Origin of the sequence: Paraburkholderia sp. GAS38 (assembly GCF_050434965.1) — a bacterium.
Classification (GTDB): domain Bacteria; phylum Pseudomonadota; class Gammaproteobacteria; order Burkholderiales; family Burkholderiaceae; genus Paraburkholderia; species Paraburkholderia phenazinium_A.
This window is the reverse complement of record NZ_JBNDJO010000017.1, coordinates 119,280-133,567: the sequence shown is the minus strand read 5'-3', so window position 1 is coordinate 133,567 and position 14,288 is coordinate 119,280. Positions and strand designations below refer to the sequence as shown.

The following is a 14,288-nucleotide window of genomic DNA, read 5'->3' as shown; positions in this document are numbered from 1 at the left end:
CTCTGGTTCGGCGGATTCTGAGCCGCCAGCCACCAACAGCTTTAATCCCTTCATATCAACGGAGCATCTATGTCCATCCGTATCAAGCTTGCCGCTTCACTCGTTGCACTCTCGCTTGCTGGCGCATCGTTCGCACAATCTCCGGCGACAAAGCCTGAGCGCATTCGCGGCGACATCGTGTCGTTTTCGGGCGACGCCTTGACCGTACATCGCCGCAGCGGCGACACCGTGACGATCACCTTGAGCGACGCGTCGAAGGTAAGCGCGGTGAAGGCGATCCAGCTCTCCGATATCAAACCGGGCTCATATGTCGGCACCGCGGCGATGCCGGGTCCCGACGGCAAGCTGACCGCCACGGAAGTGCTGGTGTTTCCCGATGCCGCGCGCGGAACGGGCGAAGGGCACTATGCATATGATCTCGGCGCCAACAGTTCGATGACGAATGCCAATGTGGACACTGTCGTCGAGGGCACGAGCGGACGCGATCTGAAACTTTCCTATAAGGGTGGCAGCAACACCGTCACGGTGCCGACCAATGCACCGGTCGTGACGCTTGCACCAGCCACACGTGCAGACCTGATTGTAGGCAAGAAAGTGTTTGTCATCGCTACCCCGGCCAACGGCGGAGCCCATAACGCGCAATTTGTCGTGGTCGAAAAGGACGGCGTAGCACCGCCAATGTGATTGTTTCCGGCGTCGCAGCGCGACTCAGGTGTGCGTCGGGTGACACGGTCGCTGCACGGTCTTGGCGAGGTGTGTCGCACCAGACGACACACCAGGCGAAATTTAAAAGGAGTTTCAATGGCTACTCATCTTTCGGATACCACTCGCCTTCAGAATGAGCGGTGGCTCAAACACCTTTACTTTATCCGTGCCGCGTTCTCTGTCGTCTGGGTCGCGCTTGCGTTCACCATCGGACAGCAGGTCACGGCGATCGGAGCCGCACTGCTTATTGTCTATCCCGTATGGGATGCGCTGGCCAATTACGTCGACATGTCGCGTAGCGGTGGAATGCGCAAAAATTTCACTCAGGCTTTTAATGTCTTCGCTAGCGCGGCTATAGCGATTGCGGTGATTGTTGTGTTGTACGTAAATACAAGCTCGGTGCTTGATGTATTCGGTGTCTGGGCCGTTCTGTCCGGATTACTTCAGCTCGCCACTGCCGCGCGCCGCAGGAAGCGCTTTGGTGCGCAATGGGCAATGATTCTGAGCGGAGGCCAGTCAGCACTGGCGGGTGCGTTTTTCATCGCGCAGGCCCATGCATCGACGCCTCCTGCGATCGTCAAAGTGGCCGGCTACGCAAGTGTAGGGGCAATCTATTTTCTTGTCTCCGCGTTGTGGCTGTCGGCCGGCCAACTGCGGCGAAAGTCTGCATCGACGCCTTAAAGAACTGGACTACCGTGACCGTTGTTTCGCAGGTGCTGAGATTCGGCGATCGCTGTACGGTGGGCGCCAGCACAGATTGGATCATCCTTTCGACGCGTGTTATCGAACGGTGAGCGGGTAGCGCTCCGTCGCGTCAATCTTCGCTCTGCGAAGCCATCCATCCGAACCGGCGCGACAACCTGAGCGTCGCCGCCCGCAGCGTCTGCGCGGGTCCACCGGTGAGTTCGCTATCGAAGCTGCCGCTCGGTCCCATCAATGCCAGCACGAGGCAGATGCTTCCCGTGTGATCGAGAATCGGCGCAGCCAACGTGTCGATGCCCGGCACCGGCCGGCTCAATGCCGAGTCGATCCCGTGCGCGCGGATCTGTGCGAGGCGCTGGGCGTACTGTCCGGCGGACTGCGGCGACGCCATGTCTTTGCCGCTCGCCAAGGCGGGCTTCGCTGACCGGTTCGCCGTAGCGGCGAAATGCTCCCTCTTGTCCACCCCCGCCAGCCGCAAGTGATCCTGCGCCAGCAGACCTTGACGCACGTCGTCCGCCACATACGCCGCGAACACCCGTCCGATGGCCGTGTTCACCAACGACATCACCGTGCCCACCCGCAAGCTCACATGCAACGGCCGCGCGGATTCTTCCAGGCGCACGACGGTCGGCCCAAGCGGCCCAAGCACCGCCATCGCGACGCTCATTGCCGTCGATGCCGCCAGTTCGACCACCTCCGGCTCTGCTTCGCGCGTCGGCGACAACCGCTGCAGTCCGATCAAGCCCAGCTCCAGCGCAAGCGCACCGGCTTCGAAACAGCCGGCCGCATCGCGATTCAGCAAGCCGATTTTCAGCAGGCTCACCAGATGCGGAAACGCCTTGGCCGGCGGCATGCCTGCAGCGGCCGCGAGGTCGCGCAAGTTCAGAGGGCGCGCGGCCGCGACCAGCGCGGCGAGCAACTCGCCGGTGCTGTCGAGCGACTGGATGCCGCGCTGCGGTTTCGCCGCGGCGCTAGCAGCGGTGCTGCCGGCGTGAGAGGTGTCGAGAGAATCGGTCACGATGAGGAAGAGGCCAGCAGAGAAGGGGGCGCTGTCAGTTCTGCGCTGATGTCGCGCGTCGCGGCGAGCAGCGCGCCGGCGGTCGCACCGCCGGCGGCCACGTCGATCGCGCCGGTCGAGCCGATCACTGTCAGCGCGAGGCATAAGCGGCCATGCGCATCGAGTACCGGAGCACTGAGACTGCTGATGCCCGGACTCGGCGCATCGACGCTGGATTCGAGTCCGCGTGTGCGGATGGCGTCCAGAGCGGCGTCGAAGCGGGCGCGTTCAGCACGCGGTGTCATTGCGCCACCGGTACCCGACTGATTCGCCCACATGCGCTCCAATGTCTCGCGTGGCAGATAGGCGCAAAACACGCGGCCCGTGGATGTCGCCGGCAACGACATCACCGTGCCCACGTGCAGATTGACGTGCAGCGGAAAGCCCGCGTGCTCATATCGAACGATGGTCGGTCCTTGCGGCCCGGCAATGCAGATCGCGACGCTAAAGCCGATCGCCTCAGCCAACGCGGCGACGCGCGGCACGGCGGCCCGAAATGCCGGTTGATTCTCCAGATGCAGCAAACCCAGCCGCAGCGCAAGCGGGCCGGGTTCATAGCGGCCCGACAACTCGTCGCGCTTGATCAGGCCCAACTGGCTCAAGCTGACCGCATAGGCGTGCGCCTGCCCTGGCGCAATCTGCGCAGCGGTGGCGAGATCGGACAACGCCAGCGGTCTGCGCGCCTGGGCGAGTGCCTGCAACACGCGGCCGCCCACTTCGACGCTCTGAATTCCGCGCTGCGTTTTACCGCCGTCTGCCGTGTCGCCAGCACCGGCACCCGCGCGCTTGTCCACGCCCGGGCCCTTTCTGGAAACCGCACCGGAGTCCGTTTTGGCTGCTTTGCTCACACCTGCGCTCGTCCGTAAAAGGGCTCCATGTTAGCCGAAGGTCGTCTGCTTTCCTTTCTCATCATAGGTGTTTATGAGTTTGCGTATAGCGATACATTTCGCTATTGACAAATAATCTCGCCCGGCCATAAGATGCCTTCACCCCGACACACCGGCGCAGTCATAGAGTCAAAACGGGGCGAGACAATCCTCCAATGCCGTCTGCTTGCGCGCCCCGTTCCGAACGGCGCCCATGCCGGCCGTCTCGCCTCACGTCCAACTTTTGAGGGAGACAAGCATGGCAAAGGCATTCGCATCCCAGGCCGATCTGGAAGAAAAGAAAGTCACGTGGACGCAACTGTCCGAGAACGCTTATGCCTACACCGCGGAAGGCGATCCGAATTCCGGCGTGATCATCGGCGACGACGGCGTGCTGATCGTCGATACCACCGCCACGCCTGCCATGGCGCAAGACCTGATCGCGAAGATCCGTAGCGTCACCGACAAACCCATCAAATACGTCGTGCTGTCGCACTACCACGCGGTGCGCGTGCTCGGCGCTTCCGCGTATTTCGCCGAGGGCGCGCAGCAGGTGATCGCGAGTCGCGGCACCTATGAAATGATCGTCGAGCGCGGCGAGCAGGACATGAAGTCGGAGATCGAACGTTTCCCGCGCCTGTTTGCCGGGGTCGAGACGGTGCCTGGCCTGACCTGGCCCACGCTCGTGTTCGAGAAGGACATCACGCTGTTCCTCGGCAAGCTCGAAGTGCGCATCGCACATCTGGGGGCGGGTCACACGAAGGGCGACACGATCGTCTGGCTGCCGTCGCAGAAGGTGCTGTTCTCAGGCGACCTCGTCGAATACGACGCCGCGTGCTATTGCGGCGACGCGCAACTCGCGCAATGGCCGGCCACGCTCGAGGCGCTGCGCGCGCTGAACGCGGACAAGCTGGTGCCGGGCCGCGGTCCCGCGCTGACCACGCCCGCAGACGTCAACAAGGGCCTCGATTACACCAAAGACTTTGTGACGACGCTGCTGCAGCAGGGTCGCGAAGCCGTCGAGCAGAAGCTCGATCTGAAGGCGGCCATGGCGCACACCCGCAAGGCCATGGACCCGAAGTTCGGCCACGTCTTCATCTACGAGCACTGTCTGCCGTTCGACGTTTCGCGGGCTTTCGACGAGGCGAGCGGTATCACGCATCCGCGCATCTGGACGGCGCAGCGCGACAAGGACATGTGGGACGCGCTGCAGGCCTGACGGGAGCGCACAGCGTGCAGAGCGTGAAGATGGACGGAGACAAGATGGGCATTAACTACCAGACGCTGTCGTTCGAGTATCAGTCGTGCCGCGAGCAGCAGAGCGGCACGCAAGCGACGGCGTATCCGGTGATCGTGGTCGGTGCGGGGCCGGTGGGGCTCGCCACCGCAATCGACGTCGCGCAGCAGGGCGTGCCGGTCGTGCTGGTCGACGACGATTGTTCGCTGTCGACCGGTTCGCGCGCAATCTGCTTTTCGAAGCGCTCGCTCGATATCTTCGACCGGCTCGGCTGCGGTCAGCGCATGGTGGATAAGGGCATTAGCTGGAACGTCGGCAAGGTGTTCCTGAAAGACGAACTGGTCTACACGTTCAATCTGCTGCCGGAGAGCGGTCATAACCGGCCTGCGTTTATCAATCTTCAGCAGTACTATGTGGAAGGTTATCTGCTGGAACGTGCACGGGAATTGCCGAATCTCGAGATCCGCTGGAAGAGCAAGGTGGTGGGCATTCGGCAGGACGGCGCACCCGGGAGCGACGACGCCAACGTTACGCTGACGGTCGAAACACCCGCCGGGCATTACCCGCTGTCCGGCCGTTACGTGGTTGCAGCGGACGGCTCGCGCAGTCCGATTCGCAATCTGATGGGTCTCGACACGCATGGTCGTACCTTCAAGGACCGCTTCCTGATCGCCGACGTCAAGATGGAAGCGGAGTTTCCCACCGAGCGCTGGTTCTGGTTCGATCCGCCGTTTCATCCGAATCAGTCGGTGCTGTTGCATCGTCAGCCGGACAACGTGTGGCGGATCGATTTTCAGCTTGGCTGGGATGCCGACCCCGCGCTCGAGAAAACACCGGAGCGTGTGATTCCGCGTGTGCGCGCGTTGCTCGGACCGGAGGCGAAGTTCGAGCTGGAGTGGGTGAGCGTCTATACATTCTCGTGTTTGCGGATGGATCGCTTTCGCCACGGCAACGTGCTGTTCGCCGGCGACTCGGCGCACGGCGTTTCGCCGTTCGGCGCGCGCGGGGCGAATAGCGGCGTGCAGGATGCGGAGAATCTCGCGTGGAAGCTGGCGATGGTGCTGAGCGGGCGAGCGTCGGATGCTTTGCTCGACACCTACGCCAGCGAGCGCGAATCTGCAGCCGACGAGAATATCCGCCACTCCACCCGTTCTACCGATTTCATCACACCCAAGAGCGCGGTGAGCCGGGTGTTTCGCGACGCTGTGCTCAAACTCGCCCGCGATCATGCATTCGCGCGGCAACTGGTGAATAGCGGGCGCCTCTCCGTGCCGGCGGTGTTGCGCGACTCGGCGCTCAATACGGCGGACAGCGAGCGCTTTGCCGGCCAGATGGTGCCGGGTGCGGCATGCTGCGACGCGCCAGTTCGTCTTGGCGGGCAGCCGGCGTGGTTGCTGCAACAACTCGGCCAGCAGTTCACGGGCATGCTGTTTTGCGGCGCTGGGGGCATCGATGAGGCGACATGTGATGCGCTTCAAGCCCTGCAGCGCGGGGCGATTCCTTTGAAACTGGTCGTGCTGGTAAGTGCGGATGCTACGGAGGGCGTGTCTGCACTTGACGTCGCGTTATCCGGTGCAACGGTCTTGCACGACACGGAGGGTCTGGCGAAGACGCGCTATGACGCCACGCCCGGCGCGTTCTATCTGATTCGCCCCGATCAGCACGTTTGTGCGCGCTGGCGTCGCCTGGACGCCGGCCGTGTCGAGCAGGCATTGAAGCGCGCGTTGTGCGTGGGCGGCACGGCGTGATCGTGGCGTGGCATGGGCACAGGCATGCAGCACGCGAGCGCCACGAGAGAACAGGAGACAACCATGACACTGAACACACAACCGAATCTCGCACGCCCCGACGACTTTTATGAAGCGCTGATCGACATGCATCGAGACTTCGACGATGCGCAGAGCCAGTCGGCGAATGCGCAGTTAATCCTGCTGCTGGCGAACCATATCGGCGATCACGCCACCTTGCTCGAAGCGATGCAGCATGCGCGTGCAGGCGCCGCGCAGGCAGGTGGGAAGCAGCAGGGCGCGGCTGCGTCGTTCGACGCCTGAGCGGGTGGCGCTTGCATGTGAATGCTGTACAGTGGCCGTTTTCCCGAGTGCCCAGGCAACGAGCCCGAACCCTGCAATGCAGCGTATCCCTCTCTTCCCGTTGTTGCATGATGGCCCGTCCGATGTCCAGGTATGGCGGGTCGATATCCCCTTCGATCAAACGCTCGAAAGCGAAGCATTCAGCGCGCTGTCGAGCGACGAGCGCGCGCGTGCGCGAGTGTTTCGTCGCAGCGAAGACACGCTGCGCTTCGCGGCCGCGCGTGCGGCCCTGCGCGAGCGACTCGGGAACGCATTGGGCGTCGCGCCACATGCCGTGCGTCTGGCGCGTGATGCCATGGGGCGTCCGTGCCTGGCTGCGATGGATGCAATGGCGGAGGTGGTTGAACTCGCCGAACCGGTTGGGGCGCGTGCGCTTGATTTCAACGTATCCCACTCCGGTGCCCACGGTCTGATCGCGCTGTCCGCTCGCCGCAGGGTGGGGGTCGATATAGAACAGTGCAACGTACAACTCGACTGGTGCTCGCTCGCCTCGTTGACACTGGCTGACAGCGAAGCGGCATGGCTCGATCAGGCGGAGGCCGGCCAACGTCTCCACTGGTTTTACGATGCCTGGGTTGCCAAGGAGGCGTTGCTCAAGACAACGGGCGTGGGCGTGACGCGTGGCTTGCAGCGCCTGACCGTCCTGCCACGCGACGGCACGCGTGTCGTCTTGCGCGATCAGGTGCCTGATGAAGCGCGCGACTTGTCGGCAACGTGGCTCGCCGCGCCTGCGGGCTATGCCGGCTGTGTTGCCTGGTCGACGACGGATCACGGCGCAATTTGACCGCACGCGTCGGGCCGAAGTCCCCAACTGAATCCCGAACATCGCGACATGCTCGTGTCGTTGGCGAGTTTGTTTGTGGGTTGCGGCACTCGCGCGGAGGATGTCGTGCGCGACGCGGCGAAGCATTGCGCGGAGTGTGCTCGTCGAACGAATGCCGGTTGCCTTCGACCGCATCGTGATGCAGCGCTGGCGTGAGCGTGTAGCGCGGCTATGATGGCAGGGCTTGCAGTATGCTGGCTGCTTCCTTGCCTGACAAAAGCTCGTCCCACGCTCGCTCATGTCCGCACAATTGACTCGGTCGAAATCGCTTCGCCATGACACGGAAACGCCAACGCCGAACCGGATGGAGACGTTGTGGCTCGCCGTAGCGCTCTCCCTGGGAAGCGCGATTGCCCTGGGCCTCGCACGATTCGCGTACGCGCTGTTGTTGCCCGCGATGAAACTCGATCTCGGCTGGAGCTTTGCCCAGGCCGGCGCCATGAACACGGCCAATGCATTGGGTTATCTGCTCGGCGCGCTTGCTTTTCCGCGCTTGTCGCGGGGCGCGTCGACGGCTGCGCTGTTTGTTGCCGGATGCATAGCGACGGCATTGCTGATGGCGGTCAGCGGCATGGTCGTCGACACGCACGCCTTGCTCACCTTGCGCGTGATGACCGGCGTGAGCAGCGCGCTGATCTTCGTCAGCGGCGGGGTGCTGGCGGCGCGCCTTGCTTCCTCGCGGCCGCGCGACGCCGGACTCGTGCTCGGTTTGTACTACGGCGGCGCCGGCTGGGGCATCGTAGCTTCCGCGATACTCGTGCCGTTGACGATTGCCAGGGCGATCCACGGCTGGCAGCTTGCGTGGTTTGCGCTGGCGGCCGGGTGCCTCGCTTTCTCGCTGGTGGCGATCGGCGCGGCCCGCAAAATCGAACGGGGCCACGCGGTGGTATCGAAGGCGGTGGCCGCGCAGCCGGCGTCCGACTCTGGACTGCACTGGCCGCGTTTTAGTCTTGCATTGGGCGGCTATGGATTGTTCGGCGTCGGGTATATCGGCTACATGACGTTTATCGTTGCGCTGTTGCGCAACGCGGGGATGAGCGCGGCCATCGTGACCGGCTTCTATATCCTGCTCGGCGCGGCGACAGTTGTCTCGGCGCGTCTGTGGTCAGGGCTGCTCGACCGGATGCGCGGCGGCCAGGCGCTCGCGGTACTCAACGGACTGCTCGGCCTCGCGACGCTACTGCCGGCGCTTGCCACGCATCCCTTCGCCGCGTTTGTTTCGGGGGCCTTGTTCGGCGCGACGTTTTTGTCCGCAGTGGCGTCGACGACCGCGTTCGTGCGACACAACCTGCCTGCCAGTCATTGGGCCAAAGGTATTAGCGCATTCACGATCGTGTTCGCGTTCGGGCAGATCGTCGGGCCATTGGTGATCGGTTGGGTATCGGATGGCGCTGGGCTTGCGCGCGGGTTGGTGTATTCGGCCGTGTTGCTCTTGGCCGGCGCCGTGCTGGCGGCGTGTCAGAAACCGGTGGATGGGCGGGGGTAACGACAGACGCTGGGGCGATGGTTCCGGTTCCCGGGCGTTTGATGCATCACGCCCGGGTTTTCCTCGCGTTGTCCGCTAGTGCTTCGGTACCGTTGGCGTCGACAGTAAGCTGCTGCCGCTGGTTCCGCCCGTCAGGCCGCCGAGCAGGCTCGTCAACGGAGCGAGCAGGGAGGATCCGCCGCTGGTTCCACCGCTCAGCCCGCCGAGCGTGCCGGTCAGCGAGGTGACCAGGTTGGTCAACGGCGCAACCGGACTGCTTGATGAGCTTGTACCGACGACGCCCGACGACGACCCGTGCGAGCTTCCACCACCCAGGACACCTGTTAGTCCACCTAACAAGGTTGTGAGGGGGGCGACGGGGCTGCTGCTTGCGCTACTGCCGCCGCTTTGCGAACCGCCGGTGACCGGCGCGACGCGCAGGCCGCCAAGCAATGCGGTGACAGGTGCCAGCAGATTGCCGGCGCCGGATACGCCCGTTTCGCCGGCGCTGCCTTTGTTGCCCGTCGTCCCGTTGCCTACGCCATTGCCGTTCCCGCTGCCGCTGTTGTTGCCGACGGTGATGGGCACAATCGGCACGCTGATGGCACCGACGTTGACCACCAGATCCACGATCGGATTGAGCAGGCCGCTGGTGATCTGGTTGCCGTTGCCGGAGCTGGAACTGGTGCCTGATCCAGATGAACCGCCTGAATTGCCGGAGCCGCCTGAGCCGGAACCGCCGTGGCCGCCATTTCCGCCGGTAGAGCCGCCGCCGTTGCCTCCGGAGCCGCCGTTTCCGCCCGAGCCGCCGCTTCCACCGGAACCACCCGAGCCGCTCCCCCAGCCGCCATGGCCACCATCACCAGAACCGCCCCCCGAAGAGCCGCCACCATTTCCACCGGAACCGCCGCCACCATATCCGCCGGAGCCTCCGTTTCCGCCGCTTCCGCCGCTTCCACCGCTTCCGCCGCTTCCGCCGCTTCCACCGCTTCCACCGCTTCCACCGCTTCCACCGCTTCCACCGGAGCCACCGCTTCCACCGGAGCCACCTGAGCCACCTGAGCCACCTGAGCCACCTGAGCCACCGCTTCCGCCAGAACCACCCGAGCCGCTCCCCCAGCCGCCATGGCCGCCATCACCAGAGCCGCCCCCCGAAGAGCCGCCACCATTTCCACCGGACCCGCCACCACCATATCCGCCGGAGCCTCCACCGCCACCATTTCCACCGGAGCCGCCGTTTCCGCCCGAGCCACCGGAACCGCCCGAGCCACCGGAGCTTCCTCCGCCACCACTGCTACCGCCGCTACCACCCGTCCCACCTGACCCCGTCCCCCAACCTCCTTGACCGCCATCACCTGAACCACCGCCATATCCGGAGCCCGAACCCGAACCAGAGCCCGTGCCACCGCCCCACGGCGAGCCGCCCACTGAAGCCCAGGCTGAACCGCTGCCCCAACCGTATCCCGACGCGGAGCTACCGCCCCAACTAGAGCCCGAACTGGCGCCCGTCGTACTGCCGCCGGAGCCTATTCCGGTCGAGCCGCTACCGCCCGTCCAAGGAGACCCCGCGCCCGGTAGACCGCTGCCGGTCCAGCCGCTTTCCGGTATCGAAGGCGGTGTCATGCTGGTGAAATCGCCTGCCTGACATGACGTAGCGAGCGACCACCATAGGATTACGCTCGCCGATGCAACAAGAGTGTGTTTGAAGGGAGCCATGATTAGTCCTTTCGCGATGGAATCGCGTCCTGATTGGTCAAAGGTGTAATCAGTGCCCCCGGAAAACCGCTGATCGGTCTTGCAGAAAGTGTTTGCTCCGGGCCCGATGTCGCGCGTGTGTGCGATGCCGTTTTTTAATGTCGGGCGCGGTAGCGCCATGCATGGATATGGCTTGCTCGGGCAGGCGAGCGGCGCAAGTTCCGAGCCAACGTATGCCTGACGACGCGCGATGCAAGCCGCGCGCGTGCGGTTCGAGCATCGATCAAAACGAGAGGGGGAGACGCCTTACCTGGCGGACCGGCGCACGCGTCACCGCGGAAGGCCGACGCCGCAGTGAGCGCAGTCGGGTGCGCAGACGATGTTACGTGTTCCCGTCGCGGGCGACGTAACCCCGCCGTTACGTCACACGCCGCGGCTATCTATCAGACAATTCGCCGCACGAATATAGTATGGACTCCGATATATAAGACCGCACGTTAGAAACGCGCGTTTAGATTTGCACTGACGGAATGCTCTTCATGCAGCGCAACGCGAACATCGAACGGCTGTGCCGGATGCCGGAGATCCGGTACAGCTTCTCGCGCAGAAAGCGCTCGTAGCCGGCGGTGCCGTCCACGGCCACCTTCACCAGATAGTCATATTCGCCGGACACCAGATACGCCTCGAGCACTTCGGGCAGCGTCGCCAGTTCGGCGCCGAAGCGCGCGAGCGCGTCGTCCTCGTGACGGTCCAGCGTCACCTCGAGGAGCACCACGTCGGCGAAGCCCAGCTTCTGCTGATCGAGCAACGCCACGTACCCGCGAATGTAGCCTTCGGTCTCCAGTTGACGGGTGCGATTCCAGCATGCGGTGGTCGACATGCCGACCAGATCCGCAAGTTCTGCATTCGAAAGCCGCGCGTTCTTCTGCAGCTCCCGCATGATTTTTCGATCCTGGTTGTCCAAGGGACGGTTTCGGCTGGTCATGGTGGATTAGGAAGAATATTCAGGTAAATTTGATTCTACAAGAAGAGTGTTCCTAAGGTGGTGGCTGGCGGCAAGCATTTAAGAAGCCCGTCCATGGGCGCTGAAGGTATATTTTGAGGGTGCTTCCATGCCCGGGACAAGCTTCCGGTCGGACGGATGTTCCTTCCGTCCAATCGGCGCAGCCATAAGCTGCCGCCTGATGTCGCGCCGCCTCCACCGTAGGCGGCCGCGGCGGGCCATTTCCGGTGCGACCGACGCCGAGCGATGCGCTCGCCGGGCATGGACGCATGTCCTTCATCGACCGCCAATCTATTCATCGCAACGTCCGCGCGCATCGCTGGAAACGTTTCCGGAAGCCGCGTCGAGCCATTGCTCTCAGCGGCGATAGCGCATTCAAACCCGGCGCAGCACCTGTTTACCCTGACAGTGCCTTGTCTGACGGTGTTTCTGCCATCCTACGCAACCTCATTCAAACGCCTGTCCGCGCTGGGCGAGCGTGCATTACACGGTTGTCGCGCGTGGGGACTATCAGCCGGTATTTATTCCGAAAAGATTTTTCCCACATATTGATCATTTGCGATGTCCCGAATTAAGATGACTTCCCTCGACGCACTCCGCGTGTCGAGTCGGCGAAGAGTCAATTTGCGGTATCCGTTCAACGAGTCAGGTTCGGGACGCGACGGTTGACCGTCAGCATCCCGCCAACGCAGCAGCTAAAAACTTGGGAGACGAAGATGCTGAGCCCGCACGAATTCGCAACGCTGATGCTGGTCAAGGACGCCACGGAGCAACTGGAGGTAGACCGGGCCGACCTCGACGTGCTGCTGTCACGCCAACTGGTCAGCCTCGAGCATGCGCCGTCCGGTCAGGCGTTGCCGCGCTTGACCCGCGAAGGTCACTCGTTCCTGAAGGCCGCCGGACGGATTCATTGAGCGAGTACGCCTGAAACGCCACGCGGTTCGCATACCGCCCCACCGAGGATTCGCTACAACGATAAAGTGTACGTACGTGCTGTTATAAAACCTGAGAGAGTAGTCAGTCTATTAGTTTGTTGTGCTTATTTAATAACAAGAAAATATCACGGGGATGAACGAGATCTTGCGATGCCCGCGCGCTGCAATGCGCTCGCCATCCCTTCCCAGCCATGCCATGACCCGCGCATGCCTCGCCAATCCTGGGAGTGCAACGGTGGGTCGATTTTAGGAGCTTGACGATGAACGAGTGGATTCCGGAGCAGCTTGCCTCCGCTCAAAAGGCCAACCTCGAAGCGTTTTACGGAGCGGCCAATCTGGCCTTCGAGGGCTTCCAGAAGCTGACCGAACTGAATCTGCAAGCGGCCAGGGCGGCCCTTGCCGACACGCACACGTTGATGTGCGCAACCGATCCGCAAGCGTTCGTTGCGCAGCAGGCCGGACCCAACGGTGCGCTCACCGAACACGCGCAATCGTATTACCGCCGTCTGTATGAGATCGCCGCCGGCACCCACGCCGGTTTCGCGACGATTGCAGGGGCGCAGTACGAAGCGCACAATCGCCGGGTGCAGGCGCTCTTCGAGGACGTGTCGAAGCAGGCGCCGGCCGGTTCCGAAGCGGCCGTTGCGGCGCTTAAGAAGCTGCTCGAATCGAGCAGCGCCCTTTACGACAGCGTCAACAAGTCGGCGCGGCAGGCCGTCAACATGGCCGAAGGCAGTTTCGACGCGGTGCTCTCGCACACTTCGAAAGCATCAGGGGTAACGACCGGGTGAGCGGCCGGCCAGGCTGAACGCGCGGTGACCGGAGCAACATCCTCTCACGCGAGGCAGCCGCCATGACAAAGCAGATCGCACTCATCACCGGTGGAATGGGCGGGATCGGCGAAGCCATTGCCGTCAAATTGCACGACGCCGGTTATACGACGGTGGTCACCTACTCGCCCACCAACACCGGTGCGCACACGTGGCTTGAGCGAATGGAGGCGGCGGGGCGCCGCTTCCCCGCCTACGAGGTGGACGTCGCGGATTACGACTCGTGCCAGCAGGGTGCGCAGCGGCTTCAGGCCGAAGTGGGCAATGTCGACATTCTCGTCAACAACGCCGGCATCACACGCGACGCCAGCTTCAAGAAGCTCGACAAGATCAACTGGGATGCGGTGCTGCGCACCAACCTCGATTCGCTCTTCAACATGACGAAACCGCTCTGCGACGGCATGGTGGAGCGCGGCTGGGGCCGCATCGTCAACATCGCGTCCATCATCGGCTCCAAGGGCGGCTTCGGCCAGACCAACTATGCGGCCGCCAAAGCCGGCATGCATGGATTTACGAAGTCGCTGGCGCTGGAAGTGGCTAAAAAGGGCGTGACGGTCAATACCGTGTCGCCTGGTTTTATCGCTACCAAAATGGTCATGGCCGTGCCGCAAGAAGTGCTCGACACCAAGATCATTCCGCAGATCCCGGTGGGAAGACTCGGACAGCCCGACGAAGTCGCGGCACTCGTACTCTATCTATGCTCGCACGAGGCCGCCTTCGTTACCGGCGCCAACATCGCCATCAACGGCGGGCAGCATCTGCAGTGAAGCGCAGTCAAGCGCACGTCGATTTCTGCCAGCACCCCTAAGCATCGCGACGGGCTTCGATCCCACAGTGTGCGCTTTGCCAGCATCTCCACCGGCAGATTATTTCGACACGG

General features: G+C 63.2%; 14 protein-coding genes. 10 read left to right on the top strand and 4 right to left on the bottom strand.

Annotated features, from left to right (window positions below; all coding sequences use genetic code 11):
- Positions 1-69: 69 nt before the first annotated feature.
- Together P3T42_RS31440 and P3T42_RS31435 are read left to right on the top strand one after the other, a co-directional pair.
- On the top strand, positions 70-684 hold the full coding sequence (locus P3T42_RS31440) for a hypothetical protein (protein ID WP_429308262.1): 615 nt from the start codon (positions 70-72) through the stop codon (positions 682-684).
- Between the two features lie 117 nt (positions 685-801).
- Positions 802-1,386 (top strand): DUF308 domain-containing protein, encoded by a 585-nt coding sequence (locus tag P3T42_RS31435; protein ID WP_429308261.1) that lies wholly within the window; start codon positions 802-804, stop codon positions 1,384-1,386.
- A 133-nt stretch (positions 1,387-1,519) separates the two neighbouring features.
- Here P3T42_RS31435 and P3T42_RS31430 read toward each other — a convergent pair whose 3' ends face one another.
- Complete coding sequence (locus P3T42_RS31430; protein WP_429308260.1) at positions 1,520-2,425, bottom strand: IclR family transcriptional regulator; 906 nt, start codon at positions 2,423-2,425, stop codon at positions 1,520-1,522.
- Positions 2,422-3,312 (bottom strand): IclR family transcriptional regulator, encoded by an 891-nt coding sequence (locus P3T42_RS31425; protein WP_083640418.1) that lies wholly within the window; start codon positions 3,310-3,312, stop codon positions 2,422-2,424. Before P3T42_RS31425 ends, P3T42_RS31430 begins: the two co-directional genes overlap by 4 nt.
- Before the next feature lie 277 nt (positions 3,313-3,589).
- Between P3T42_RS31425 and P3T42_RS31420 the strand changes: the two genes are divergently transcribed.
- The 5 genes from P3T42_RS31420 to P3T42_RS31400 all read left to right on the top strand — a co-directional run bounded on the left by P3T42_RS31420 (position 3,590) and on the right by P3T42_RS31400 (position 8,966).
- Positions 3,590-4,549: an MBL fold metallo-hydrolase gene (locus P3T42_RS31420; protein WP_074296610.1), complete on the top strand. Its 960-nt coding sequence runs from the start codon at positions 3,590-3,592 to the stop codon at positions 4,547-4,549.
- 44 nt (positions 4,550-4,593) lie between these two features.
- A complete protein-coding gene (locus P3T42_RS31415; RefSeq protein WP_429308259.1) occupies positions 4,594-6,315 on the top strand; it encodes an FAD-dependent oxidoreductase in 1,722 nt (573 codons plus the stop codon).
- A gap of 63 nt (positions 6,316-6,378) precedes the next feature.
- A complete protein-coding gene (locus P3T42_RS31410; RefSeq protein WP_074296608.1) occupies positions 6,379-6,618 on the top strand; it encodes a DUF2783 domain-containing protein in 240 nt (79 codons plus the stop codon).
- A 76-nt stretch (positions 6,619-6,694) separates the two neighbouring features.
- Entirely contained in the window at positions 6,695-7,441 is a 747-nt protein-coding gene (locus P3T42_RS31405) for a 4'-phosphopantetheinyl transferase family protein (RefSeq protein ID WP_429308258.1), read from the top strand.
- Between the two features lie 343 nt (positions 7,442-7,784).
- Positions 7,785-8,966, top strand: a complete 1,182-nt coding sequence (locus tag P3T42_RS31400; protein WP_429308257.1) for a YbfB/YjiJ family MFS transporter — start codon at positions 7,785-7,787, stop codon at positions 8,964-8,966.
- A 75-nt stretch (positions 8,967-9,041) separates the two neighbouring features.
- On the opposite strand, the gene P3T42_RS31395 is transcribed toward P3T42_RS31400, so the two are convergent.
- Complete coding sequence (locus tag P3T42_RS31395) at positions 9,042-9,575, bottom strand: hypothetical protein (protein ID WP_429308256.1); 534 nt, start codon at positions 9,573-9,575, stop codon at positions 9,042-9,044.
- A gap of 1,576 nt (positions 9,576-11,151) precedes the next feature.
- Positions 11,152-11,625 (bottom strand): Lrp/AsnC family transcriptional regulator, encoded by a 474-nt coding sequence (locus P3T42_RS31390; protein WP_429308255.1) that lies wholly within the window; start codon positions 11,623-11,625, stop codon positions 11,152-11,154.
- A 734-nt stretch (positions 11,626-12,359) separates the two neighbouring features.
- Between P3T42_RS31390 and P3T42_RS31385 the strand changes: the two genes are divergently transcribed.
- From P3T42_RS31385 to phbB, 3 genes are all read left to right on the top strand, one after another.
- Positions 12,360-12,557 carry a hypothetical protein gene (locus P3T42_RS31385; RefSeq protein ID WP_429308254.1) on the top strand — a complete coding sequence of 66 codons (198 nt, stop codon included), beginning with the start codon at positions 12,360-12,362 and terminating at the stop codon, positions 12,555-12,557.
- A gap of 281 nt (positions 12,558-12,838) precedes the next feature.
- Entirely contained in the window at positions 12,839-13,369 is a 531-nt protein-coding gene (gene phaP / locus P3T42_RS31380; protein WP_429308253.1) for a TIGR01841 family phasin, read from the top strand.
- 62 nt (positions 13,370-13,431) lie between these two features.
- Positions 13,432-14,175 carry an acetoacetyl-CoA reductase gene (phbB, locus tag P3T42_RS31375; RefSeq protein ID WP_429308252.1) on the top strand — a complete coding sequence of 248 codons (744 nt, stop codon included), beginning with the start codon at positions 13,432-13,434 and terminating at the stop codon, positions 14,173-14,175.
- Positions 14,176-14,288: the final 113 nt, after the last annotated feature.

What these genes read in the sequence shown, in the direction of transcription:
- P3T42_RS31440 (WP_429308262.1), top strand. Translation starts at nt 70, where the DNA reads ATGTCCATCCGTATCAAGCTTGCCGCTTCACTCGTTGCACTCTCGCTT.
- P3T42_RS31435 (WP_429308261.1), top strand. Translation starts at nt 802, where the DNA reads ATGGCTACTCATCTTTCGGATACCACTCGCCTTCAGAATGAGCGGTGG.
- P3T42_RS31420 (WP_074296610.1), top strand. Translation starts at nt 3,590, where the DNA reads ATGGCAAAGGCATTCGCATCCCAGGCCGATCTGGAAGAAAAGAAAGTC.
- P3T42_RS31415 (WP_429308259.1), top strand. Translation starts at nt 4,594, where the DNA reads ATGGGCATTAACTACCAGACGCTGTCGTTCGAGTATCAGTCGTGCCGC.
- P3T42_RS31410 (WP_074296608.1), top strand. Translation starts at nt 6,379, where the DNA reads ATGACACTGAACACACAACCGAATCTCGCACGCCCCGACGACTTTTAT.
- P3T42_RS31405 (WP_429308258.1), top strand. Translation starts at nt 6,695, where the DNA reads ATGCAGCGTATCCCTCTCTTCCCGTTGTTGCATGATGGCCCGTCCGAT.
- P3T42_RS31400 (WP_429308257.1), top strand. Translation starts at nt 7,785, where the DNA reads ATGGAGACGTTGTGGCTCGCCGTAGCGCTCTCCCTGGGAAGCGCGATT.
- P3T42_RS31390 (WP_429308255.1), bottom strand. Translation starts at nt 11,625, where the DNA reads ATGACCAGCCGAAACCGTCCCTTGGACAACCAGGATCGAAAAATCATG.
- P3T42_RS31385 (WP_429308254.1), top strand. Translation starts at nt 12,360, where the DNA reads ATGCTGAGCCCGCACGAATTCGCAACGCTGATGCTGGTCAAGGACGCC.
- phaP (WP_429308253.1), top strand. Translation starts at nt 12,839, where the DNA reads ATGAACGAGTGGATTCCGGAGCAGCTTGCCTCCGCTCAAAAGGCCAAC.
- phbB (WP_429308252.1), top strand. Translation starts at nt 13,432, where the DNA reads ATGACAAAGCAGATCGCACTCATCACCGGTGGAATGGGCGGGATCGGC.